Consider the following 24,320-nt stretch of genomic DNA (forward strand, 5'->3'; position numbering starts at 1 on the left):
TTTGGGCGTGCCCCACAAGGGGTCGGGCTATACGTTACAAGTCCGCGCTCGTGCCTCGCTGTGGGCTTTTCACTCCTATCCCTCACGCGGGGTCAACGTATCTATGAAATACTTGCCAAATAGCAGGGCGCCTTGGCACCATTTCCCCAGTAGCATACCGATTCTAAAATTAGGTATTACCTTGTGTATATCCCAAATATAATAAACAAAGGTATCGCCTATACCCGATTGTAATTTAAAAACTTGAGAATGGCACCGAGCTATTTTAACCAGAAGGAATATGGATTTGGGTGGTTTTATGTGGGGTTAGATAAACTTTTTGTTAAGTGTAGTTGTAGTTTTAAAAAGATTGAACAAATTCATCTTTAAATGTAATTGTTGTCGTATCTCATAGTTCGCAGAAAATAATACAAATAGTTTTGATATAATATTTAATTTGTCCGTAAATTTGTCCGTAAATTTGTCCGTGTACGTAAAAACGTCCGTGAATAATTATGGCAACAATTAATTTTTATTTGGACAAACCTGACAAAAAAGGGTTTGCGCCAATTCATCTTCGAATAAACTGTAATGGAAATCAAGTTAAAGTTTCTACAGGACAGAAAATAGAACCGAAAAACTTCAATAAAACCAAACAAAAAGCGATTGGATTGAGTGTTGAATCTCACGAAATTAATCATTACTTAGACTTCCTAAGAGAACGAGCGGACGAACTTTTGCACCATTCAAATAAAAAAACTTTTGTGCAAGACGAAGTTAAAAGCGTATTGAACGAGCATATCAAAAACTACAAAGAAAGTAACAATGTAAATATTGTAAAAGAGCAAGTTGCGCTTTATGGAAAACCATTCACTTTTGTAGATTTATTTGCTGGAGCAGGCGGTTTTAGTGAAGGTTTTTTACAAGCCGAGCATAATAATAAATTCTTTGATTTTGTTGTTGCCAATGACATCAATGAAAATTGTGAATTAACTCATGTTGTCCGTTATAATCATCAATTAGGATTGGATGCGGAATTTCTTAAACAAGACATTACAGAGCCAGACTTTTTAGATAATTTATTAGGAAAAATTGACGGTCGTCAAATTGATGTTGTCTGTGGTGGACCACCTTGTCAAAGTTTCAGTCTTGCAGGGAAAAGAAAAAAGTTTGATAAAAAAGATGATTTGTTTTCACATTATTTAGAAGTAATAAAGGTTTTGCAACCAAAATACTTTGTAATGGAAAATGTCAAGGGAATTTTGACAAAAGAAAAAGGCAAAATAAAAGAACTAATCATCAAAGAGATTAACTCTATTGTGGACACAAAAGAAATCCCATTACTAATTTCTTTTATCAAAAAAATAGGCAAGGAATCAAATTCATTTCTTTTTGACAGTATTGTAAAGCGAGTAGAACTAGAAAAACTACTTGAAAAAGATAAAGAAACTGGAAAAGCTGATTTCATCACTTTTGTAGAAAATAGATTTAGAAAATTAACGCCAAAAATTGCTGATTACAAAACGAGTAAAACGGATGAAAACATCAACACCATACGTCACGGTTTTAACCTTTTGGCTAGAACAAAAGAATGGGAAAAGCTAAAACGTGATATTATAAAGGAAAAAGATTTTTGCAATATTGACAGCGACAATTTCGCAAATGCGTTCACAGATTTCCTTACAGAAATCAGTTCTGAAAATGTGATTTCAAAAATTGAAGACGCGTTCAAAATTTTAAAAGTACCAAGTACTTATAAAAAAGATTGTGAAGACATCATTACATCTTTAAAAATCTACACAACGTCTTTTGATGAATCCATTGAAATATTAAAATCGCATTGTGATACTAAACAAAATAAAGAGTTAGAAACTATCCTTGAAAGCATAAGGCTTTACAAAATAGAAAAGCCATTTGTTGCTAACGCATCAGATTATGGTGTTCCACAAAATAGGGAAAGAGTCCTTTTTATAGGTTGTCGCAAAGACCAAAAGTATATTTCTGAAATTCCAGCAACAGTTTCAGAAGAAGAAAAAGTCACCATTTTTGAAGCTTTGTATGATTTAGATTTTATTGGAAATAATCAAGAAGCACATCGTTATGAAGAAATTGATATTTCAGCACAATACAATGGAACAGCTAAGAAAATGGCTAAACTTTTGAAGAAACGTAGAATTGATGGAAAGCCAATTTCAAAAGGCGGAAAATCATTTGCCGAATGGTCAAAAAAAGGTCGATTGATTGAGCGATTCAAGCCACTGACTAAGCCGTTTTATGTTAGAAATAGCGAAGCACTTGAGAATGGAGAAAAGTATTTCGACTTACTGAATAATCACAAAACAAGTAACCAAAACGAAACTGTTATTGAAAGACTTGGTGTCATTTTAAAAAATGGTAGTTACAAAAAAGCACAACCAGAACTTGAAAAATTAAATCTTTCTACAAACAAAAGAAACTACAATGTTTTAAAGCCAGACGAACAAAGTTCTACGATAATGACTATTGCAGACGATTATGTTCACTATAATTCACCAAGGTCTTTAACTGTTAGAGAAATGGCACGTTTGCAATCTTTTGACGACTCTTTTGTATTCCAAGGCAAACGCTCAACAGGTGGAAATAATAGAAAAACAGAAGTGCCACAATACACTTTAGTGGGTAATGCTGTTCCACCATTATTAGCAAGAGCAGTTGCAAGTGAAATTTTAAAATATATTAAGTGAGAAAGCTTACAGACGTAGAACAGGAAAAGATAAAATTACTGACAAAAAACCAAGTTTCTCTTACTTTAATTGAACCAACCGAAACTGGATTAAAAAAATCCATAATGGATGCAACTGGTTCTGTTCGTAGTTATTTAAAAAGTGAAAATATTCACGATTACGAATTACAGAATCAAGGAACAGAGAGTAAGATATTAATCCCAACGGTCATTCATACTGGATATAAAACCATAAAATCCAAAGCGTCTTTGTATCGACCTTTAACCAAAAAAGGCGATCCTAGAATTTGGTTTTATAGTTTAACAAAAGTTGCTGACCCAAATGACATTATTGCACTTACATATTTTGATAATCAATTTCAAGTTTTCAACTTGACAAAATTGGACATCAGAGAATTGATTAATTCTTCAATTTTGAATCCATTTCAAGAGTTAATTAATGCAATTAACATAACTGAGAACGAAGTCGCTTTTGAGCTTTTGGCTATGTTAAGAAAAATAGCAAATGCTGGTCCAATTCCTTCAATGGTTGATGCTGATACTTCTGTAGGTCGAACACTTGAAACTGCACTCGGAATAGATATTAATTCTTCCAAACAACCGGACTACAAAGGAATTGAGCTTAAATCGTTTAGAAATAGTAGAGCTAACCGAAAAAATTTGTTTGCACAAGTTCCAGATTGGAAATTGAGCAAGTTTAAAAGTTCAGCGGAAATTCTTGATAATTTCGGATATGAACGTGATGAGGATTTTAAACTTTATTGCACAGTTTCGGCAATTACCAGAAACTCTCAAGGTTTAAATTTAAGAATTGACAGCGACATAAAACAACTAATTGAAAACTCTGATAAGCATGAGATTGGAGATTTTGTAGTCTGGACATTAGACAAGCTTCATAATCGGCTAAGGTCAAAACATAAAGAAACGTTTTGGGTAGAAGCCGAAAGTACCAGAATAAATGACCGAGAGCATTTTCAATATAAGTTGGTAGAACATACTAAAAAGCCAATCACTTCTCAATTTGATTTGTTAATTGAGCAAGGAATTATAACACTTGACCATTTAATTAAGCGAAACTCAAGAGGAAAAGTAGTCGAAAAAGGTCCATTATTTAAAATCAAGCCAAAAGGAATTGAATTATTGTTTCCACCAAGTGAAAGATATACGTTGAATTAAGGATTGGCTTATTGTAATGGAATTCTTCATATTTATTAATAAGTACTTTTTCATTAACCTGTGTATTTGTGCAAGACGTTATCCATTTTATAAAATAGCCTGTATATGCAAAAAATCGCTATCGATGATAGATTTACAAGCTTTTAGAATAAGTAGGTATTAGAGTAATTTTTAATAGTGTGATACGTTACGAAATATATTCAATTTTAATAAGTTTATTATTTTTACGAACATTAATTTTAAAATAAGAGTTAAAATATTGCGAACTAAAGAATTGAAACAGAAAAAGGCCTTACTAATCATTGCCGAAAGTAACCGTGTTATTGCTTCGAAAAAAGATAGTGAGGTATTTTTTGATGCTATCACCAGTAATCCAAAGGCAAACAGAAAGCTTGCAGATGCGGTGACTGAATATTGCAAAGCTTACAGGATATAGCGCTTATAGAGCCCTTGCAATCTATGTTAAAAAATAGGGAATCACTCCCTTCAAAGGCACCTATAGTTCTGGATGAAGAAATTTAAGAATTCGGTTTAATTACAATCGTACCTTTTGCGTTAAGAAAATGGGAGTTGGACAATGGTCTTGCGATAGCCGAATTGCACACTTTCTATTGGATCGGTGCTATTACGAATAGAGAAGCCGAAGATCAAGAGGTTATGGAAAATTGTAAGCAATGGCCTCAACGTGTTTTTGGAAAGAAGATATGCTTAAAAAGGGGTATCCCGACCCTAAAGCCAATTACTTGGTCGTAGAAATTGAAAAAGTAGAAGATCCCGCCTTTGCCAACGTGAAATGGGATTTTAGAAAATTGGCAGGTTTTGGGAATGGCCGTGGCTCCGGAATACCATTTGCGAGCAGTTTGGCGGCATTGATGCGGGTTAAAGTGATGCCTTGATCAAACCATCCAACAACTCCCGTACCTTTTTACTGTTCCAATCTGCCGCTCCCTTTTCCTTCACAACGATGTTGCCTTTGCTATCGATGATGTAGTTGGTGGGCAGGCTATTGGAATCTAAAGCATCAGGGGTTTGCATTTTTGGGAAATACACGGGCAGCGTGTAGCCCTTCTTATCCATAAACCGCTTTGCTATTGCCGGGTCTTCGTTCGTAATGAGGATGAATTGTAGTTGATCTCCGTAATCGGCATGCAAGGCTTGGATACTGGGTAGTTCCGCAATACAGGGCGGGCACCACGTAGCCCAGTAGCTAATAAAGCTTATTTTGCCATTTCCAATGGGAATGGCTTTATGGTCCCCGGAGAGGTCGCTAAGTACATATTCAAAAGGTTCTATCTGTACCTGCTCGTTTTCATCCATGGCCGAAGGCGAAAAGACAAACATCTTCAACTGATTTACCGCAACCTGAATCGGTGTTCTCGTTTGCGGAATCAAAAGCAATACAATAAAGATTCCAAAAAGTAGATTGCTAAGGGAAGGTCTTTTTAGTTTCATAAAAGCAATAGTAGTAAAAGTTGTGTATTCCTTTCAGAATACCTAATAAAAATCAACTGGTAAAAGTTGTGAAATGAAAGTTGACCGTCGACCTAACAAATAAAATAAATGGAGGGTTCCTATTTCAAAAAGTTTGGATCTGGCGGTAGCCATCCTTATTTTCGGTAAAGGTAAATGACGTATCTTGTATAACAAACCAAAAACTAAACTATGAAACGCCTTTTATGTCATTCGCTATTCCCAACTTTTCTTATTCTTTTTATCTTCTTTATAGGTGCCGATGTTTCGGGGCAACATACCTTTGTCTACGGCGACCAAATGCCGGACGCCCCTGAGCTTTCTGCAAGGGGAGCGCATGCCGTTGGTGTACGGACCTTGGATTTGGTACACAAGGACCAAGTAGATATATTGAATTCCAAAGATGGCAAGGAAGTGCGGTATGACCGTCCCTTGAAAGTGGAACTTTGGTATCCCGCCATGGCTGGGGATAATGCCGATCCCATTGAAACCTATAACGAGCTAATGGGAACCCGTGGTGACAGCCTTCGTCCGTTGCTTCCATTTACATTTAAAGGTAGGGCTTTGCGAGATGCGAAACCGAAAACCGAAGTAGGGAAACTTCCATTGGTGGTGGTTTCTCACGGATATGTGGGCAGCCGGTATTTAATGACCTACCTTACCGAAAACCTGGCCTCAAAGGGTTATGTGGTCGTAGCGATTGATCATACCGATTCTACGTTTAAGGACGCTAATGCCTTTTATAGCACGTTACTTAACCGTGCCAAGGATATTTCCTTTGTAGTCGATGCAATGGAGAACCTTGGTAAAGCAGGTAGTGGAGATTCACTTGCTGGTGTTGTAGATGCCTCTAACACGGCAATTATTGGCTACTCTATGGGTGGCTACGGTGTACTTAATGTGGGTGGTGCAGGCTATAGTGCCGGATTGGGTCAATTTTTTGGGAGTATGACGGGCGGTAGCACCGCAATAAATTCACTTTTAGCAGGAAATGAAAACTTTAAAGGAGGTGCCGATACCCGTATAAAAGCGATCGTTGCCTTTGCTCCTTGGGGAATGGAGCGTGGTATTTGGGATGCCGAGGGACTTAAAGGCCTGAAAACGCCTACATTTTTTGTGGCAGGTAGCGAAGATGATATATCCGGATATGAAAAAGGGGTCAAGGCTATTTTTGATGGGGCAATGAATGCGGACCGCTATATGCTCACCTATTTAAATGCGCGGCATAACGTAGCGCCAAACCCTCCTCCGGCAGAATCTCTGGCACCAGGACTTCATATAGACGAATACTATAGATATGCCGAACCTTCATGGGACCAGCGCAAAATGAACAATATAAATCAGCATTTTGTTACCGCGTTTTTAGGAACCCATTTAAAGGGAGAAAATTTTTCCAAATACCTAAACCTGCCACAGGATTCCAATGAAGAGACGTGGGAGGGTTTTAAGCCAAGGTCCTCTACCGGAATGGAGCTTCGCCATGCGAAAGGTATGTAACTTGTTCACATCTGGATTAAAACGCAATACAGTAGTACGGAATCTTTAGTCCGAATAACTCCCCGACGGCCCTAGCTCGGGGTTTTCCATTTATCGCTCGGCTTCCACCCAAAGCCGGACGCGATATGTGTGTCACAGCTTGGAACCGTCCTTCCTTCCTCATGGAAAGGTGTTGTTAGGCAACATACAATCCCAAGGCAGGAGGTATGGTTGTTGGCTCCTTAGGCCAAAAGTAAGCTGTCAAAATAGCATATTGCTCCTCGCTACACTAAGCAGTTTCAAGATTTTTTCAATACGCATAAATACAAGTTGTTTGTTCTTCGGCAATAGGTTGATGATGGGAGCTATGTCGTTTACTATATCTCCGTAAGTCAGCGCTATTCTTTAATCTGAAGCTGTGAAGATTTTATGGGGCACTTGATCGGTAGCATAGGATTGCCACTGTGCTCAGCCAGCGATTTTTCTTAGTAAAGGCACGTATACCGTGCGACAAAAATCAAGCGCTAAAAAGTGTAATATTCCCTCTAAAAAGGGAGCTCAAATAAAAAACATAAGCTTGAGTTTTCTGCTTCCTTCATCGGTAAAAAACCATATTTTTCGATTACCGGAGTGCAACCTATTTTCTTTTCACCGATGCTTTTCATCCTGTTGTCCCAATTTCTTTCATAGGTCTAAAAAGACTGTATTTCAGCGACATAGTGCTACAGGTGTCTTGGTCTTGAGCTTATCTTTAAGTGACCCAAACGCATGTTATGAAAACACTTTTAACCTTTATGTTCGTCTTACTTATAAACGCTACCGCGGTAGCACAACACACAAAGAACCATGATAAAGTTAACATTGCTCAAATGGATGTTGTTTTGGTTGGTGGCCTACCTGTTTTTATCGCTTTGGAGAAAACTGGGATGGAAACGCAAAACAATCTAGTCCGCTTATACCGTTATAAAAATTCCAGGGTAAAAAAAGCACTATCGTTCAAAACAAAGAAAGACAAACCTAAATTGGCCTAGTAATTGCTAAAGCATAGAGGAGAGTACACCACTGTACTTTTATAAAAACACACGTATGACATTTACCATTCTTTTGATTCTCGCTGTTTTGATCGCTGTTTATGTTTTTGGCACACCAAAAACAAAAAAGGTACTTCGCCCTATAAAAGTTCGAAGTACCCATAAAAAATTCTAAGAAAGGGATTAGTCCTTTATCCCAGGTTGTTTAATGGTGTAGTTGGCTTCGGTTTTCGCTTCGTCCACCTGCCTTTTTACATCCGCTAGTAAGGCTTTGGCGTCATATACGATTCCATCTTTTATAGTGTATTTAACTCCGCCGGCCCGGACCACCTCGTTATCATCGGTGAGGCGTACCGCACCCGTTCCATAAAGTACTTTAAGGTTTTTAAGCGGGTTTTCTTCTACCACAACGAAATCTGCCAGTTTTCCTAAGGCCACAGAACCGATTTTATCTGCCATTCCTAGTGCCTCGGCTCCATTTAAGGTGGCAGCGCGGATGACTTCTAGCGGGTGAAAACCTGCCTCCCGCAGCAATTCCAATTCCCGTACGTACGCAAAACCATATAACTGAAATATAAAACCGGAATCGGAGCCGGCGGTTACACGACCGCCTCTATTTTTGTATTCGTTTATAAAGGTCATCCATAGTTTATAATTCTTTTTCCAAGCCACTTCCTGTTCCGTGCCCCAATCGTGCCAGTACGAGCCATGTGAAATTTTGCTGGGTTGGTAGAATTCCCATAAAGAGGGTAGGGTGTAGGTCTCGTGCCATTCTGCCCGTCTGGCTCTTTGTAAATCGCGACTTGCCTCATAAATATTGAACGTAGGGTCTAAGGTGAAATCTAGTTCCAATAACTCGTTCATTACGGCATTCCAATGATCGGAATAGGGTTCGGCTGCCTGTTCCCATAGTTTACCAGCGTTTTCAAAGCGGTGTTGCTCGTTCTGGTAGTTGTAATCCAAGGGATAGTCCTGTACCGTTCTATCATCGAATAGTGCCTCTGGTAAGCCGTACCAGTGCTCCATGGAAGTAAGTCCGGCACGTGCGGAGTGCAGCACGTTCCAGCGTGCTACGGTCAACTGTGCATGGTGTGCCGCAGAACCAAGGCCTAATTTTTTGTTCTCGTCCAATGCCGCTTCCATGATTTCCGGTTCGGCACCAAAAAACTTGATGCCGTCCGCGCCTTTTTTTGCATTGGCGCGCACCCATTCCCTAGCCTGTTCCGGGGTAGAGATTGGAATATCGTTTAAGGGATTGAAGGTTTTGCTCGTTTGTCCAAATCCGGTATAGGCCATAATACGCGGGGCTATAATCTCGTTCTTGGCACTTTTACGTTTTAGGTCCATAGCAAAATCAACACCTCTACCGCTGGGCTCCCTGACCGTGGTGATGCCATGTGCCATCCAAAGTTTGAACACATAGTCCGGTTCCGCACCCTGCGCCGTACCGCCAATATGACCGTGCATATCTACAAAACCGGGAAGAAGGTACATCCCATTGCAGTCCAGTTCCTTTCCTCCCGGTTTTAGTTTGGGTCGTTTGCTTTCATCTATTGGGACACCATCGTATCCTACCACCTGTATATTTTTGATGATGTTGTTTTCTACCACAATATCTATAGGACCTTGCGGTGGCGCACCGTTGCCGTTAATAAGCATTACGCCCCTAATGATCAGTTGTGAATGTGGGCCGTCTCCTTGTAATGATTGGGCTAGTAGTCCTCCTATAGAAAAAAGGGACGCTAGTAAGAATGATTGTATTTTTTTCATTTTGTATGTTTTTGGTTATTGTGTAGGAATCAATGGAATTAGCTAGTTTTCCGATGGGATATTTATTTTATCACCCAGAAAAAGGGCATTGAGGAAGAGTCTATTAGTGCCATACCAAGAGCCTCTAAAGTTGGGATTGTCGGCAAAGAGTACCGCTCTTCCGCTGCCGACTTTACTTACGATCAAGGAGGCGGAAGGTTTTATATTTTCTTCCATGTTCTTCTTGGTAATAAAACCATCTATATGTGGATTTTTGCTATACTTGGCAACGGTAGCATACGAATTTTTGCTAGGCGCCAACCAAACGGTATTGTTCTTGTAAACGGGGATAGTTGCATCCCTATATCCGTAGGCTAGGGGATGGGTCACATCCAAATCTACTTTTAAAATAACACCTCCAAGGCTTTCCTTTCCAATATTTTCACGGGCGTCCACGTAAGGTTTTCTAGTGGTAATTTTGGTGGAATCCTTTTCTGTTTCTGTAAGTTTCTCCTTCACGATTTTCTTGTCAATGGCCCATTTACTTGCCGTTCCTATGGTAATCAGCGTATTTCCCCTGCTGGTCCAATCCTTAATTTTGGCCAGTTGTTTTTCCGATAGGTCATAGTTGCCCGATACCATGACCAGACTGGTGTATTTGTCCAGATTTACGCGATTAAAGTTTCGCATGGGGATTTTGGTGATCGGCATGTGTACCCGGGTATCCAACAAATGCCATACTTCCCCTGCTTCGTAAGAACGTACCCCATCCCCAATAAGCATGGCTGCCTTGGTTTTTTTAATGGGAGACATGTTGCCGCTGCCCAAATCAATACCGTTTAGGCTGAGCCCGGTATCTACCGCAAAAATGGGAACATTGAATTTGTCCTGTGCCTCCTTAAGCATAGTGTAGACCGATGCCGCATCTTGTTTTTGAAGGCTGACACTGATCAATACCGCACCATAATTGAATTTTTTGGCTTCTTTTCGTGTTTTAGCCGTGAAGGGTTTCTTGGCCGACGAGGCTACAATCCCTTTTTGTTGTAAATAATAAAGTGCTGCAGGAGCATTGTAATCGTCCCAATCCATAATGTAGGCGTAGTCCGATTTTTCGACAGGACTAGGTTTTGCCAAATTGGCTACGCTGGTGATTTTTTCTCCAAGTTGTAGCGTGTTTACCGCTTTATATTTCATGTTATAAAAGTTGCCTACAGACCACGCAGAGGCATCGTAATACACGCTATCCCTGTACTTGTCGTAGGTTTCGAACATGGTTTGCACCATCCTGTATTGCGGCTGGTTGGTTGGTACGGAGTAGGTGTCGCCGGAGCGGTATACGTCAATTTTATGCAGCAATAATTTATCGATAAAGGCCTTGGTTCGGTTTTGGTCATGAGGATCACCGAAGGTATAACCCTTGGTTTTTTTCTTGGAGGCGTTGGTCAGGGCACTTTTGAAAAAATCCTGCTGGTACTTTCGCATATAGCCCTTATTGTTCACAGCTGTTTTTACGGTAGAAATGCTGGATACATATTGGTTTCTAATGGTAAAGGCAAAGGTGATTTCACCAAAGGCGGTCGTTTGTCTATGCCCTCTGGAACTAGCTTGTTCAAACAAGAGTCCAAGTCCTCCCTGAAGATCAGGGTATGAGGAACCATACCCCGGGTAGGTGCCATCAAAAACCTCCTTGGTGAAGTAAAGCGAACCGATACTATCCAGGTCTTTTGCAAATCCGTTACCAAAAAGGGTATTCAGGTCCTCATAGTTTTCCTTGGGCATGATCGGGTCCCAAGAGGCGTTGTCTTTCATAGGCTCAAAGAAATAGGTGCTTTGCGTGCCCATTTCATGAAAATCCGTAACCACGTTGGGGTACCATTGATGGTACCAATTTAATTTACCCCTACTTTCTGGATTAATGCCCAGTAGCCAATCCCGGTTAAGGTCAAACCAATAGTGGTTGGTCCTGGCTCTTGGCCAATATTCATTATGTTCCGCATCTTGAGGGTCGGCCACCTCCGGGTTTCCCTGATAGGCGTTTGCATATTGGGTGTGCCGATCACGACCGTCCGGATTTATGGTTGGGTCCAAAAAGAGGACCGCGTTGTTGAGATAGTTCAGTATTTCCGGATGCTCGGAAGCAACAAAGGTATAGGCCGTTAATAATGCAGCTTCTGAGCTTGAGGGTTCGTTGCCATGTACATTATAGGCCAGATTGATGAAAAGGGGAACCTCATCATAATTGGAAACCGATTTGGAGGGATCTGTAAAGGCCAAGTGGGCCTCTTTTAAAGTTTCCAGATTCCCTAAGTTTTCCGGTGTGGTTATGGTAAGCATTACCAGCTTTCTCCCTTCATGGGTTTTGCCATATTCCTGTATACTTGCCCGGTCCGAAACTTCTGCCAATTTCTCCAAATAGGCCACAATAAGGTCGTGCCGGGTGTGGTGTTCCCCTATGCCATACCCCAAAAAAGCCTCTGGAGAGGGAATGTCCTGATTAAAGGGTTTAAACTTTTCATAAAAGTAATCCTGCGCGGTAACGGTACTCCCATAAAGGAGGACTAGTACTAGTAATTTTTTGAACATGAGACGATTTTTAAGTTAGCCGTCTAAATATAGCCATTATCTCTTTAAATTGTGTTTGGAAAATGTACTTTGTAACCCGTAATACAAAGTTGAATGTAGGAAATTCTATGTTTATACCGCAGGGTGTAACTGTTGGGTTATTTCGTGGAATCGAATGATGTAATTGGTTCCTTTTTTACTGCTGTCTTTTTGGATGGTCCCTTTTAACTGTCTTGTAAGGTTATGAATGAGTTTTAAACCTAAGGACTTCGAATTTTTATAGGTAATGGTTTCCGGGAACCCTTTACCGTTATCACCAATATTCAACACATATTGTTTGTCCAATTCTTTTTTAAGGACGATGTATATTTCGCCCTCTTCCTCATCTGCAAAGCCATATTTTAGGGCATTGGTAACGGCTTCGTTTATCAACAGTCCTAACGGTATCGCTGTGTCTATTCCCAGTTTTATATCCGGAATATCTATTTTGAGCTGCACTTTGCTATCCAGCCCTTTTATGGACCTGATCAGGTATTCGCTCAACTCTTGCACGTAGGACTTATACTCTATTTGCGAAATATCGTTTCTCATATAAAGCATCTCATGGACCATGGCCATGGATATCACTCTGTTTTGTGTGCTTTTGAGCAGTGTTTTCATTTTTGCTTCCTCCACATTACGGGCTTGAAGGCTCAATAGACTGGATACCGTTTGCAGGTTGTTTTTAACCCGGTGGTGGACCTCTTTTAACAGGGTCTCTTTTTCTTCCATTTGAACGGTAAGTTCTTGCTTGGAACGGTACAATGCGTGGTGGGTCTTTAGCAAGTTTTTGCCAAAGATATTTCCCAAAAGAAACATGGAGAATAGTACGGAACATAAATTGAAAAGCGCTTTGGAATCTTCTGGGATTACATTTTCCGTAACGCTGAATTCCGGAATGCTTTGAGAAAATATCAAAAGTACCAAACAAAATACAAGAATAAGATAGACTTGGCCGTAGCGCTTGGTGGTTACGTAACCCGCGAATACGATCAAGGCCAAGGTAAAGATAAAGGAGCTATTGATGCCACCACTATACACCGTTATGATAAGGGCGCTGATAAGTGCGGTGATCGAAGAGATATTGTAGGTAGCGGTAATATTCTTATGCTTGTGGAACGCCCAAGTATTTAGGAGATTGCCTACGCCGAAGGCGATAAAAACGTAAGGGATGATTTGAGTAATGTTAAGAACAAAATAACAAACCAGACCAAAAACCAAGGCCAACGCGCTGGAGACATAGTTTACCTTTAAAACAAGGGAAACCTTATCCTTAAGGCGCTCTTGATCTACATTTGAATCGGTCATATCTAAGGTTTTACTGCGATAGTAGTGGTTGTTAACGATATGTAAAACTAGTCATGTTTCCTCAATAATTCCAATATTTTTTATATTTCGAAATGTAGCGGGTAAAAAATAACTATTTACGTACTTTTCTTGGTTTCAAATCTGTTAAATCGCCTATGGAAATCGGTTTTTTCTCTTGAATGCTTTTATGTGCTGCAATCCCTATTAAGATGGACATTGCCCCATCTCTTAGCCCCGCGGTTCTGTCGAAGTCATCTGGGGTTTCGGGAGTAACGAATAGTTTATTGTGCAAGCGTTTGTCTCCACCTCCGTGTCCGCTTTTTTCCATGTTTACGGCTACGGTTTCATGTTCTCGCCATAGCTTGTGCACAATTATGGATTCAACATAGCTTTCTTCTTGTTGCGTCTGTTCCATTTCCTTGGCGTGTTTCTCGGCCTCTGTAATGGTACTTGTTTTATGATAGGGAATATCCTGCCAAGCTTCTAAACGGCCTTTGGTACCGTTGAATGCCACGCGCCAGCCTTCAAAAGGGGAATAGGTGGTCAAGGAATAATTGAGGATGGTATTGTCCGTATATTTTACTTGGGCCGACATTTTATCGTAAATATCTATTTGCTCCCTAAAAAGGCAGTTATCGCGAATGTATTCGTCTACATGTTCATGGTCTACATATAATTTTTTTGTAAACTGGTCTTTATTGATGTCCCAATAAAATTCACAGGAGTTTTTAAAATCACATGATCTGCAGTTAGCCCCTCTTTGCGGGCCATTCTTCCCGTAAAACTCTAGGTCGCCATAGGCAAAAACTTCATTTGGCTCGGAATTGATCCACCAGTTCAGCAAATCAAAATGATGGGTGGCCTTGTGTACCCATAAGGAACCGCTACTTGCCATTTCGCCATGCCATCGCCTAAAGTAGGAGGCGCCGTGATAGGTGTTCAAATACCAATTAAAATCGACCGAAACCAATTTCCCTATGGCATCGTTTTGTATGAGCTCCTTAATTTTGGTGGCATACGGACTCCATCGGTAATTAAAGCCAACAATGAGTTTTTTGTCGGACTTCTTCTCCGCATCAATAATGTTTTGGCATTTATCCTCATCCGTGGTCATTGGTTTTTCGGTAAGTACGTCACAACCCATTTCCAGACCTTTTATTATGAATTCGTGGTGATTGGAATCTTTGGTGGTAACAATGATCAAATCGGGCTTTGTTTTTTTGACCATGTTGGTAAAGTCGCTAAAAACAGGGCAATCTGCACCTATATATTCTTTTGCGTAGGCCAATCGGCTCGCATTGCTATCGCACAGTCCCACAAATTCCAGAATATCGGGATAGGTATCCAACAAACGTTTTCCCCAAAAGGTAATGCCTCTTACACCGGTGCCCACCAAGACTATTTTTAATTTGGAGGTCTTTCCAAATGCAAAACTACTTAAGGGCAATGCCGTACTTGCGGCAAGCATACTTATAGAACTCAGGAATTTTCGTCTTGTAGTGGTCATCTTGGTCAGGTATTAATGCCTTAACAAGTTACTTAAAATTGAGGTATTGTGTACGTATCACCACCGGAATAAAAAAACTTATTTCAAAAAGTAGTTGTAAATATAATAGGGACGCGGTAGTTATACTGCAATAGTGGTAGAGGGTTTGCACCAATTTAGATGCTTTATGTCGCATAAAAGCGGTTTTCTTTGTACTCATTTATTCTCATAAAATGGAATCATAGCTACTGCTATACTCAGATTCTATTCCTAAACTGAGAAAATTAATTCAAATTTTAAATACACATTTAAAACCTGGATTGGTATTTTTTTTAGGAGGTGTCCGCTTTTTATACTCCCATAAGCGTTGGGAACTAAAGCAAAAAGGGCATCCATACGGTGCCCTTTTTAGTTCTGAAAAATTACGCTTTTAATCTTGCGTAATTACCCATTCCCCTTTTTGGATAAGGGGCTCCGCCTGTTTGTATTTTAAGGTTTTGCTTTCCCCGGACATAACATTTTTAATGGTCACCCGTTCGTTCCTACCTATTTTTGGTTGTTCCCTTGTGATGGTTTCCGTTACCTGCGGGCGTTGACCTTGATTTTGGCCTACGGCCCTGCTACGTGCTGCAAGTTCATCACTATTTGGGATTTCTGCTTTGGAGGTTTGCAGGTTTTCCTTCCTACGCTGTACGTTCCTAGCTTCTTGTATATCGTTGGGGTTGCCGGAGGGCAGTTCTCCTTTAAAAAGGAAAGAGACTATTTCCTTGTTCACTTTCTCGATCATCTCTTTAAAAAGCTCAAAAGCTTCGAACTTGTAGATCAATAAAGGGTCTTTTTGTTCGTGCACCGCCAATTGAACGGACTGCTTTAGCTCGTCCATTTTTCGTAGATGGGTTTTCCAAGAATCATCTATAATGGCCAAGGAGATATTCTTCTCAAAATCCGTTACCAATTGCTTACCTTCACTATCATACGCTTCTTGTAGGTTGGTTACTACATTAAGACTTTTTATGCCATCCGTAAACGGCACAACGATACGCTCAAAGTTGTTGGAGTTGTCTTCATATACCTGCTTAATAACGGGTAGGGCGGTGGCCGCATTGCGTTCCATCTTTTCCTTGTAATAAGCATACGCAGCCTTGTAGACTTTGCCTGTAATTTCCTGCTCGTTTCCTTTTCCAAATTCGTCCTCCGTTACGGGAGAGGTCATGGAGAAGTACTTGATCAGCTCAAATTCAAAATTCTTATAGTCGTTGGCACCTTTGTTGCTTTCTACGATTACCTCGCAGGTATCGTATACCATATTGGCAATGTCCACCTTTAAGCGCTCTCCCTGTAAAGCATGCCGTCTTCTTTTATATACGACCTCTCGTTGGGCGTTCATTACATCATCATATTCCAATAAACGTTTACGCACGCCAAAGTTGTTTTCCTCTACTTTTTTCTGGGCGCGTTCTATGGATTTGGTCATCATGCTGTGCTGGATCACTTCGCCTTCTTCCAGCCCCATCTTATCCATCATTTTGGCCACCCTGTCCGATCCGAACAAACGCATGAGGTTATCCTCTAGGGAAACATAGAACTGAGAGCTTCCCGGATCTCCCTGTCGTCCGGAACGTCCTCGTAACTGCCTATCTACCCTACGGGAATCGTGCCGTTCCGTTCCTATAATGGCGAGTCCCCCCGCTTTTTTTACCTCATTGGAGAGTTTAATATCCGTACCACGTCCTGCCATGTTGGTAGCGATCGTTACCACGCCTCCATAACCGGCTTCTGCAACAACGTCTGCCTCTTTTTTGTGCAGTTTCGCGTTCAACACATTGTGCGGAACCTTACGAACACTTAACAGTTTGGAAAGCAATTCCGAAATTTCTACGGAAGTGGTACCAATGAGCACGGGTCTTCCGGCCTTACTCAATTTAGTAACTTCATCAATAATAGCGTTGTATTTTTCACGCTTTGTTTTGTAAATTAAATCATTACGGTCATCCCTGGCAATGGGTCTGTTCGTAGGAATTTCTACCACGTCCAATTTATAAATTTCCCAAAATTCCCCAGCTTCGGTTACCGCAGTTCCTGTCATACCTGCCAGTTTACTGTACATTCTAAAGTAATTCTGTAGTGTAACTGTTGCAAAGGTTTGGGTCAAGGCTTCAATTTTAACATTCTCCTTGGCTTCGATGGCCTGGTGCAATCCGTCCGAGTAGCGGCGACCGTCCATGATACGTCCTGTTTGCTCATCAACGATCATTACCTTGTTGTCCATCACCACGTATTCCGTATCCTTTTCGAATAGGGTGTAGGCTTTTAGTAACTGACTCATGGTGTGGATACGTTCACTTTTTATGGTAAAATCCTTAAAAAGTTCTTCTTTGAGTTCCGCCTCTTTTTCTATTTCTAGATTCTGTTCTTCAATTTTGGCAATTTCCCCGCCAATATCCGGCATCACGAAAAAGTCCCTGTTCTGTTCCCCGGAAATATAATCTACCCCTTTATCGGTAAGTTCTATCTGGTTGTTTTTTTCGTCGATTACGAACAATAGGTCTTCGTCCACTTTGGGCATTTCCCTATTGTTGTCCTGCATGTAAAAGTTCTCGGTTTTCTGCAACAGCTGCTTTACACCTTCTTCACTTAAGAATTTGATCAGGGCTTTGTTCTTGGGTAATCCCCTGAACACACGAAGTAACAAGAACCCGCCTTCTTTGGTATCGCCCTCGGCAATCAACTTTTTTGCTTCGGCCAGCACGCCTGTTAAGTGCTGCCGTTGTTTTTGTACGATTTCGCTAACCTTGGGTTTGAGTTCGTTGAACTCATGGCGATCTCCTTCCGGTACCGGGCCGGAAATAATTAATGGTGTACGAGCATCATCGACCAAAACGGAATCTACCTCATCTACAATGGCATAGTTATGTGGGCGTTGTACCAAGTCCTTTGGGGTATGCGCCATATTGTCCCTTAGGTAATCAAAACCGAACTCGTTATTGGTACCGTAGGTAATATCTGCATTATAGGCTGCACGTCTACCATCGGAATTGGGTTTGTGATGGTCTATACAATCTACGGAAAGACCGTGGAATTCAAAAATGGGAGCCATCCAAGCACTATCCCTTTTGGCCAAATAATCGTTCACGGTAACCAGATGTGCCCCGTTGCCGGTAAGGGCATTCAGGTATAGGGGTAGGGTAGCGACCAAGGTTTTTCCTTCACCGGTCTGCATCTCCGCAATTTTTCCTTGGTGCAAGGCGATACCTCCAATAAGTTGTACATCGTAATGTACCATATCCCAGGTAACTTCTTTTCCTGCGGCGTCCCATGAATTTTTCCAGATGGCCTTCTCTCCATCCAAGGAAACGTAGTCCTTGCTACCGGATAATAATCTGTCGTTCTCGGATGCCGTAACCGTAAGGGTTTCGTTATTGGCAAAACGCTTTGCGGTCTCTTTAACAACGGCGAACGCCTCGGGTAAAATTTCGTTAAGTGTAGCTTCCGAAATTTTGTACGCCTCTTGTTTTAGCCGGTCTATTTCGGCATAACTATCTTCGTTCTTGTCGATATCGGTAGATTCAAGAACTTCTTTTTCCAGTGCTGCTATTTGCGCGGTAATATCCTTGTAGGAATCCTGTATTTTTTGCTTGAAATCGATTGTTTTCCGGCGGATTTCATCTAGGCTCAGTGCTTCCATTTCTGCTTCAAAGGACCTTATTTGTTTTACTAAAGGTTGAAGCTCTTTTACGTCTTTTTTTGATTTATCGCCAACAAAAGCTTTTAAGACGGAATTTATAAAACTCATAGTGTTTGTATGTATTTGTAATGAAACCTTGGAAATTAAAGAATCTCCAATACGTTTTACTAGTATAGTTTAAAGTCGTTTTTTAGAAACAACGTTGCTGTTAAGAACAAAAGCCATTCCAGTCTGGTAATTTCCCTAAAATACCCTTTTGTACTGCCAAAATTACATAAAAAAAAAGCCTCCAAGGAGACTTTTTAGTAGTAATTATGATATGTAAGCCCAATCTGGGCATCTCTTTAAGAAATACTATGTGCTATAATATTTAAGTTGTTTACAATCAATAGTATAGTACTCTTTAACTCGATAATCGAGATTTAAATCCTCTGAAGCTAGTGCGGAAATTATACGTGAATTTCTTTTGAATACCTAAGTGGGCTCGTACCAAGATAGTTTACAAGGACGACTGTTAATATTCGTCTTCGTTCCAGAGGTAGTCTTCTTCCGTGGGATAGTCTGGCCAAATCTCTTCGATCGACTCGTAGATTTCCCCACCTTCTTCCTCCATGGATTGCAAGTTCTCCACCACCTCTAAGGGTGCTCCCGTCCTGATCGAATAATCGATCAATTCGTCTTTACTTGCCGGCCAAGGTGCATCGCTTAAATAAGATGCTAGTTCTAATGTCCAATACATGGTAATAGTGTAATTTAAAATTTTTGCAAAAATAATTTTTTAATGATGACAGTCAAGATAATTCGTAAATATTTAACGCTACTTATCAACATTATGAACTTGATAAATTGATAACGAAGAAATTAGGGATTTATTAGCCCTTTTTTTCGGGGATCCATTTTACCTCATCTGCCTGTAGCTCTTGTGACAATTTCCGTGCCAATACAAACAAATAATCGGACAGTCGGTTTAGGTACCAGAGTACGCGCTCATCAAAAGGTTCATTTTCATGTAAGAGCGTAGCCATACGTTCTGCTCGTCTACAGACCGTTCGTGCGATATGACAGTATGACACGGTGGTATGCCCACCAGGGAGAATGAAATGTGTCATTTGCGGTAAACTTAGCTCCATGGTGTCTATGGCGACTTCCAGTTTATGGATGTGCGTTTCCTCAATTTTTGGAATATTAAGGCGCTCTTTACCATTTTTAAGCACTGCCTTTTCTGGATCGGTCGCTAAAATTGCCCCAAGGGTAAAAAGGTCTTCCTGTATTTTGGTAAGTTCTTGTTTGGAAGCACCCGGAATTTCCTGGTCCCGAATAAGTCCCAACCACGAGTTTAGTTCGTCTACGGTGCCGTAGCTTTCTATTCGGATATGGTGTTTAGGAACACGTGTTCCTCCAAAGAGTGCCGTAGTTCCGGCATCGCCGGTTTTTGTATATATTTTCATTGATTAAGTTCAAGTTTACGTCTGTTCGCCAAATAAGGTGGGTTCAATTTCAAATAGAAAAGTTACATCGTATGGGTGGGTTTTGGGTATGAATTGTCATTTTTTATCTTACTGCAAGCTACTACGAGCCACTGCCCATCGCAACCTCTAGGATATTGCACATCGACCGCCCCTGTCACTGCCCACTCCGATTACCTACTCTTTTTTCTCCTTCCGTTTGTAGTCTTCCATAAACCTACGGGATTTCCTAGCTCTGGACTTTCCTCTATTCATTAAACGAAAACCTATATAGATGGCAAAAACGACTCCAAAGATGATGTATATGGTATTGTTCATAATCTAGGATTAGATCCTAAAATTAAGGGATTATATCCGGATCTTAAAATGTTCTTTTGCCTGCTCTCTTCTAAAAAAGACGATACCACAGTGGTAGAGGTCTATGGTAACGCGGACCTGTGCTTGTTTTTTGAGGTTGTTCCACCTGGCCAAATGTTCTTTTGAACTGTATATTCCTTCAACAAGGAGCATGGTTTCGTTATGTATGTACGCTTCGCCAATAGTCTTAAAGGGTTTTATGAATTCATTTACATAAATGATATCAAAAGGAAAAGTAAGGTAGCCAAGGTCATCAAAAATGGAATTCAGCGTTTTTTTAAGCGGGTTGGAATCTGTAACCAATCCTATTTTTTTATAGGAAAAATAAGAGATACTTTTTATTAGCACATTTTCGGTTACGGATAATGTTCGATTTCCTTTTCTGTACAATCCTTTGGTAACAAAATTATACACAAAGGGCGAGTGCACACCATGCTGATTGGTTGCCGTAAGTAGAAATCTTAGACGGGAAAGAAAACGAAACACGTTATTACATTCAGGTTTTTTCAAATTTAGCAATACCTATGAATATGAAAAAGTTTGTTTTCTTAATTAAAGCAAAATAGTATCCTATTTTCTTTTTTATGTATTGGAACTAAAAATGCCCATTTGTCAAGTACTCTGGCAGGAGGTTTGAGCAATGGGCACTTTAATCATCACAGTCGGTGAATATTGTATTAAGCCATTTTAGCTTTGTTTCTTTTTGTTGTAAAGGACAATGCCTTTTTTATTCTAGCGTTTTTGAACTTGTATAATCTAACAACCTCATTTTTGGTTTCCATCTTCAATTCCTTTGCTGTTTCGGTAACGATACTTGTTTCAATAGTCACTACTTTCACATCTGTTGTATTGTTCTGAGCTTGTGCGGCAGTTCCGATAAAGAAGATAAAGAAGATGGTAGCTATGGTTTTCATGACTTGCGTTTTGTTACACTATTATAACTCGCACAAGTGTATTTTAAAGGGTAGTGAATCGCCGAAAAAGCTATATTATTCGCTATCTGACGCTTATTGGGTTAATCGGTGAAGTTTGTTCGATGAACGGCCCTAAGTGCAAAAACATCATATCGATATAAGAGGTCATTATACCGATAGTATGACCACTACATCTATAGAAAATAAATGGTACTACCTATAGGGATACTGTATGTAACCCGAGGTTAAACGACGGAATTGATGTTTTGGATTGGCGAAATGTGAACTTAAGTTGCCTAGGCTCGAAGTCAAACCGCAAGCTATGTAATAAAGGCGATTCCTTCCATATATACTTGTGGTAGGCAAAGGATGGCTTAAGTGTGTTTGGATGATGGTAAATCCAAGTTGAAAACTTCTAACTCCAATCCAATCGGCTCCTTTCTTGCCAATAGGAAATAGGGTTTGCTTTTTCTTTGTCAAGTAATGTAAGGTCCTTTGCGTTTAGACAGAAAGACAGGGCTTTAAGGTTTTGATCCAATTGTCCGCTATTTGATGCTCCGCTGAGTAGGATATTTGGTCTTAATCTTTCTATGCAGTACCGCAGCGCAAGGGCATCTACACCCACCTTATAGCGTTTAGATAACATTTGTAGGGTATTGTATAATGATTTATAATGTGGAAATTCTGCATTGGGGAACAGTCTACCATTAGCGAGTGCCTCTTTAATAATAATGATTTTGCCTTGCTGTTTGGCACGCTGTAACATGTGAAAGGTGTCCTGTTCCAAAATGTTGTAGGTAACTTGAAAACTATCAAAGACTTCTTGTCCGTCTATTTTGGTTTCAAGTGCTTTTTGAATGATTTCCTTTTGATTTTCGCCGCTTGTAGTGATGCCTATTTTTATACCGGTCTGCTTTTTGATTTGGACAAGCTTCCGTAACACTTCACTATTATCCAAGACCCCGCTTTCAAAGGTGGCCGAATGAACCTGATACACATCAAGAGCCGGAAGCATTTGTTTGGAATACGACCATTGTTCCACTAATTTGTTTAGGGAGTGTTCTTTGATTTCATGCCGGCCTTCATATCCCAGTTTCCAATTCGCCATATAGGTATAGCCCCATTTGGTGCCTAAGTTCACATCAGGATGACGGTGTAGGTCGTTCCAATCTTTAAGAAATTGCTCGCCCTTGCCATAAGAAGGTGCGGTATCGAAGTAGCGTATGCCCTTAGCGTAGGCAAAATCCAGCATCCCAAAAGCATGTTGACGAAAAGCCATTTCAGATTTGTCCGTTCTTTCAATATCCGAAATATTGATGTATTCCGGCCTTCCCAATGCCGCCAGACCTAGACCTATACTCGTTTCGTCCGATAGGGTTCGTTGTTTCATTGTGCTTTTTGTTTTGTAGAATAACTTTGCTTAAACGAAGGTGTTTAATTGATTTTACCGGATGCAATGCTTATTTTTCACTGCTGCTATTACAATTGGTCGCCAATTACCTCGCTACCGCTAAAACATTAATTTCGGTTCGTTGTGGGTTCTATTATTCTAGCACCTCGGTATCGATAATAACCTCGCTTTGCAAGGTTTTGTGAACCGGACATTTAGAGGCGATTTCTTTTAAACGTTTTTTTTGCTCGGTGTCCAGATTACCTATTAACCGCAATTTTTTTTGTACATGGTCTATCCGCATGGGTTTTTCCACATCCAATTGTAGGTCGTCACTATGTTTTTTGGAATAGGTAATGTAAACGAAGACTTCCTGTAAGTCCCATTTTTTACGTTCGGCATACAGTTTTAAGGTCATTGCCGTACAGGCGGCCAAGCTGGCATTTAGGAACTCGTACGGCGAAGGGCCAAAATCATCGCCTCCCACGCTTGCAGGCTCATCGGCTATAAAGTCGTGCCTTTTGGTCTGGATAGACGTGGTGAAATTATCTTCCAAGAGGTTTAAATGGCCTACCAGTTGCTCTCCTTCGGTATCCAACATTACATTGTCCAAAGGCTCAAAATAGCGTTGTACCCATGTGCCGATCATATTACCGGCATATTCGCTGTCCCTTGATATCGACAAGAGATGATCGGCCTGGTCCAAGCTTATAAAGCTTTTTGGATGGTGGGCATTGTGATAAAGCCGATGGGCGTTTTCAATACCAACGATCTGGTCAAAAGGTGCGTGCATGATCAGAATCGGTTTTCGTAGATTTTTAGTGATTTCAGGCAGATCGGTCTTGCCGAAGTCGGCCACAAATTCCTGATTGATCTTAAAAGGCCTACCACCGATATTGATTTCCACTTCTCCCTTTTCCTTTACTTCCTCCAAGCCATGGGAAAACAGATGGGTAACATGGTCTACCGTGGCCGGAGCCCCTATGGTGGCCACCGCTTTTATGTTGTTTAGTTTTGATGCCGCTACGATGACTGCCGCCCCGCCTAGGGAATGGCCTACTAATAAGGAAGGTGCCTGGTAATGCGCTGCCAGGTAGTCGTTCACCGAAACCAAATCGTCTATATTTCCAGAGAAGTGGCTATCCGAAAACTCCCCTTCGCTGCGTCCCAGACCGGTAAAATCGAAACGTACAACACCAAACCCGTGCTGCGTTAAGGCTCTACTGATATTCTTGACCGCGCCCAAAGTGCTATTGCAGGTAAAACAATGTGCGAAAATAGCATAGTAGTTGGGCTTTTGATTGGCAGGAAGCTCTAAATAAGCCTGTAGGGCAAGTCCTTTTTTATTGCTGATTTCGAGTTTTGTACTTTTCATTTTGGATTTTTTAAAAGGTTGTCCGTTAATTTACTATCAAGGGTTAAAACAAAATGGTTTTATAGCTTGTTCTTCAAGGTCACAGCTATCTATGGTGTCTTTATATCCAGTAGCAAAGTTTTCAAAAAATGTTCT

Annotated in this window: 19 protein-coding genes; 6 read left to right on the plus strand and 13 right to left on the minus strand. The window is 40.6% G+C overall.

Annotated features, from left to right (window positions below):
- The first annotated feature begins 494 nt into the window (after positions 1 to 494).
- The 4 genes from dcm to ACFQZJ_RS12330 all read left to right on the plus strand — a co-directional run bounded on the left by dcm (position 495) and on the right by ACFQZJ_RS12330 (position 4,773).
- A complete protein-coding gene (gene dcm, locus ACFQZJ_RS12315; protein ID WP_379934912.1) occupies positions 495 to 2,702 on the plus strand; it encodes a DNA (cytosine-5-)-methyltransferase in 2,208 nt (735 codons plus the stop codon).
- Positions 2,699 to 3,877, plus strand: coding sequence for an MvaI/BcnI restriction endonuclease family protein (locus tag ACFQZJ_RS12320; protein WP_379934914.1), 1,179 nt, complete (start codon positions 2,699 to 2,701; stop codon positions 3,875 to 3,877). The genes dcm and ACFQZJ_RS12320 overlap by 4 nt, the downstream gene beginning before the upstream one ends.
- Before the next feature lie 259 nt (positions 3,878 to 4,136).
- The gene (locus tag ACFQZJ_RS12325) at positions 4,137 to 4,313 is read left to right on the plus strand and encodes a type II toxin -antitoxin system TacA 1-like antitoxin (RefSeq protein ID WP_379934915.1); all 177 of its coding nucleotides are present in this window, start codon (positions 4,137 to 4,139) and stop codon (positions 4,311 to 4,313) included.
- Positions 4,314 to 4,551: 238 nt separating this feature from the next.
- Positions 4,552 to 4,773 carry a hypothetical protein gene (locus tag ACFQZJ_RS12330; protein ID WP_379934916.1) on the plus strand — a complete coding sequence of 74 codons (222 nt, stop codon included), beginning with the start codon at positions 4,552 to 4,554 and terminating at the stop codon, positions 4,771 to 4,773.
- Here ACFQZJ_RS12330 and ACFQZJ_RS12335 read toward each other — a convergent pair.
- Positions 4,757 to 5,329 carry a TlpA family protein disulfide reductase gene (locus ACFQZJ_RS12335; protein ID WP_379934918.1) on the minus strand — a complete coding sequence of 191 codons (573 nt, stop codon included), beginning with the start codon at positions 5,327 to 5,329 and terminating at the stop codon, positions 4,757 to 4,759. The genes ACFQZJ_RS12330 and ACFQZJ_RS12335 overlap by 17 nt on opposite strands.
- A gap of 210 nt (positions 5,330 to 5,539) precedes the next feature.
- Between ACFQZJ_RS12335 and ACFQZJ_RS12340 the strand changes: the two genes are divergently transcribed.
- On the plus strand, positions 5,540 to 6,844 hold the full coding sequence (locus tag ACFQZJ_RS12340; protein WP_379934919.1) for an alpha/beta hydrolase family protein: 1,305 nt from the start codon (positions 5,540 to 5,542) through the stop codon (positions 6,842 to 6,844).
- A 752-nt stretch (positions 6,845 to 7,596) separates the two neighbouring features.
- Positions 7,597 to 7,854, plus strand: a complete 258-nt coding sequence (locus ACFQZJ_RS12345; RefSeq protein WP_379934921.1) for a hypothetical protein — start codon at positions 7,597 to 7,599, stop codon at positions 7,852 to 7,854.
- 183 nt (positions 7,855 to 8,037) lie between these two features.
- Here the strand turns inward: ACFQZJ_RS12345 and ACFQZJ_RS12350 are convergent, their stop codons facing one another.
- From ACFQZJ_RS12350 to ACFQZJ_RS12405, 12 genes are all read right to left on the minus strand, one after another.
- On the minus strand, positions 8,038 to 9,624 hold the full coding sequence (locus ACFQZJ_RS12350) for an amidohydrolase family protein (RefSeq protein ID WP_379934923.1): 1,587 nt from the start codon (positions 9,622 to 9,624) through the stop codon (positions 8,038 to 8,040).
- 42 nt (positions 9,625 to 9,666) lie between these two features.
- Complete coding sequence (locus ACFQZJ_RS12355; protein WP_379934925.1) at positions 9,667 to 12,186, minus strand: M14 family zinc carboxypeptidase; 2,520 nt, start codon at positions 12,184 to 12,186, stop codon at positions 9,667 to 9,669.
- 111 nt (positions 12,187 to 12,297) lie between these two features.
- Entirely contained in the window at positions 12,298 to 13,512 is a 1,215-nt protein-coding gene (locus ACFQZJ_RS12360; protein WP_379934926.1) for a sensor histidine kinase, read from the minus strand.
- A gap of 112 nt (positions 13,513 to 13,624) precedes the next feature.
- Positions 13,625 to 15,019, minus strand: coding sequence for a Gfo/Idh/MocA family oxidoreductase (locus ACFQZJ_RS12365; protein ID WP_379934928.1), 1,395 nt, complete (start codon positions 15,017 to 15,019; stop codon positions 13,625 to 13,627).
- 409 nt (positions 15,020 to 15,428) lie between these two features.
- Complete coding sequence (secA, locus tag ACFQZJ_RS12370; RefSeq protein WP_379934930.1) at positions 15,429 to 18,791, minus strand: preprotein translocase subunit SecA; 3,363 nt, start codon at positions 18,789 to 18,791, stop codon at positions 15,429 to 15,431.
- Positions 18,792 to 19,197: 406 nt separating this feature from the next.
- Positions 19,198 to 19,422, minus strand: coding sequence for a DUF2795 domain-containing protein (locus ACFQZJ_RS12375; RefSeq protein WP_027064442.1), 225 nt, complete (start codon positions 19,420 to 19,422; stop codon positions 19,198 to 19,200).
- 133 nt (positions 19,423 to 19,555) lie between these two features.
- Complete coding sequence (locus tag ACFQZJ_RS12380) at positions 19,556 to 20,131, minus strand: cob(I)yrinic acid a,c-diamide adenosyltransferase (protein WP_379934932.1); 576 nt, start codon at positions 20,129 to 20,131, stop codon at positions 19,556 to 19,558.
- A 195-nt stretch (positions 20,132 to 20,326) separates the two neighbouring features.
- Positions 20,327 to 20,467, minus strand: coding sequence for a hypothetical protein (locus ACFQZJ_RS12385; protein ID WP_379934933.1), 141 nt, complete (start codon positions 20,465 to 20,467; stop codon positions 20,327 to 20,329).
- Between the two features lie 30 nt (positions 20,468 to 20,497).
- Complete coding sequence (locus ACFQZJ_RS12390; protein WP_379934935.1) at positions 20,498 to 20,992, minus strand: hypothetical protein; 495 nt, start codon at positions 20,990 to 20,992, stop codon at positions 20,498 to 20,500.
- Between the two features lie 191 nt (positions 20,993 to 21,183).
- Entirely contained in the window at positions 21,184 to 21,420 is a 237-nt protein-coding gene (locus ACFQZJ_RS12395; protein WP_379934937.1) for a hypothetical protein, read from the minus strand.
- A 415-nt stretch (positions 21,421 to 21,835) separates the two neighbouring features.
- Complete coding sequence (locus ACFQZJ_RS12400) at positions 21,836 to 22,810, minus strand: aldo/keto reductase (protein WP_379934938.1); 975 nt, start codon at positions 22,808 to 22,810, stop codon at positions 21,836 to 21,838.
- Positions 22,811 to 22,964: 154 nt separating this feature from the next.
- A complete protein-coding gene (locus ACFQZJ_RS12405) occupies positions 22,965 to 24,185 on the minus strand; it encodes a bifunctional alpha/beta hydrolase/OsmC family protein (protein WP_379934940.1) in 1,221 nt (406 codons plus the stop codon).
- Positions 24,186 to 24,320: the final 135 nt, after the last annotated feature.

This window comes from Maribacter chungangensis (genome assembly GCF_042676845.1).
Taxonomy (GTDB): Bacteria; Bacteroidota; Bacteroidia; order Flavobacteriales; family Flavobacteriaceae; genus Maribacter; species Maribacter chungangensis.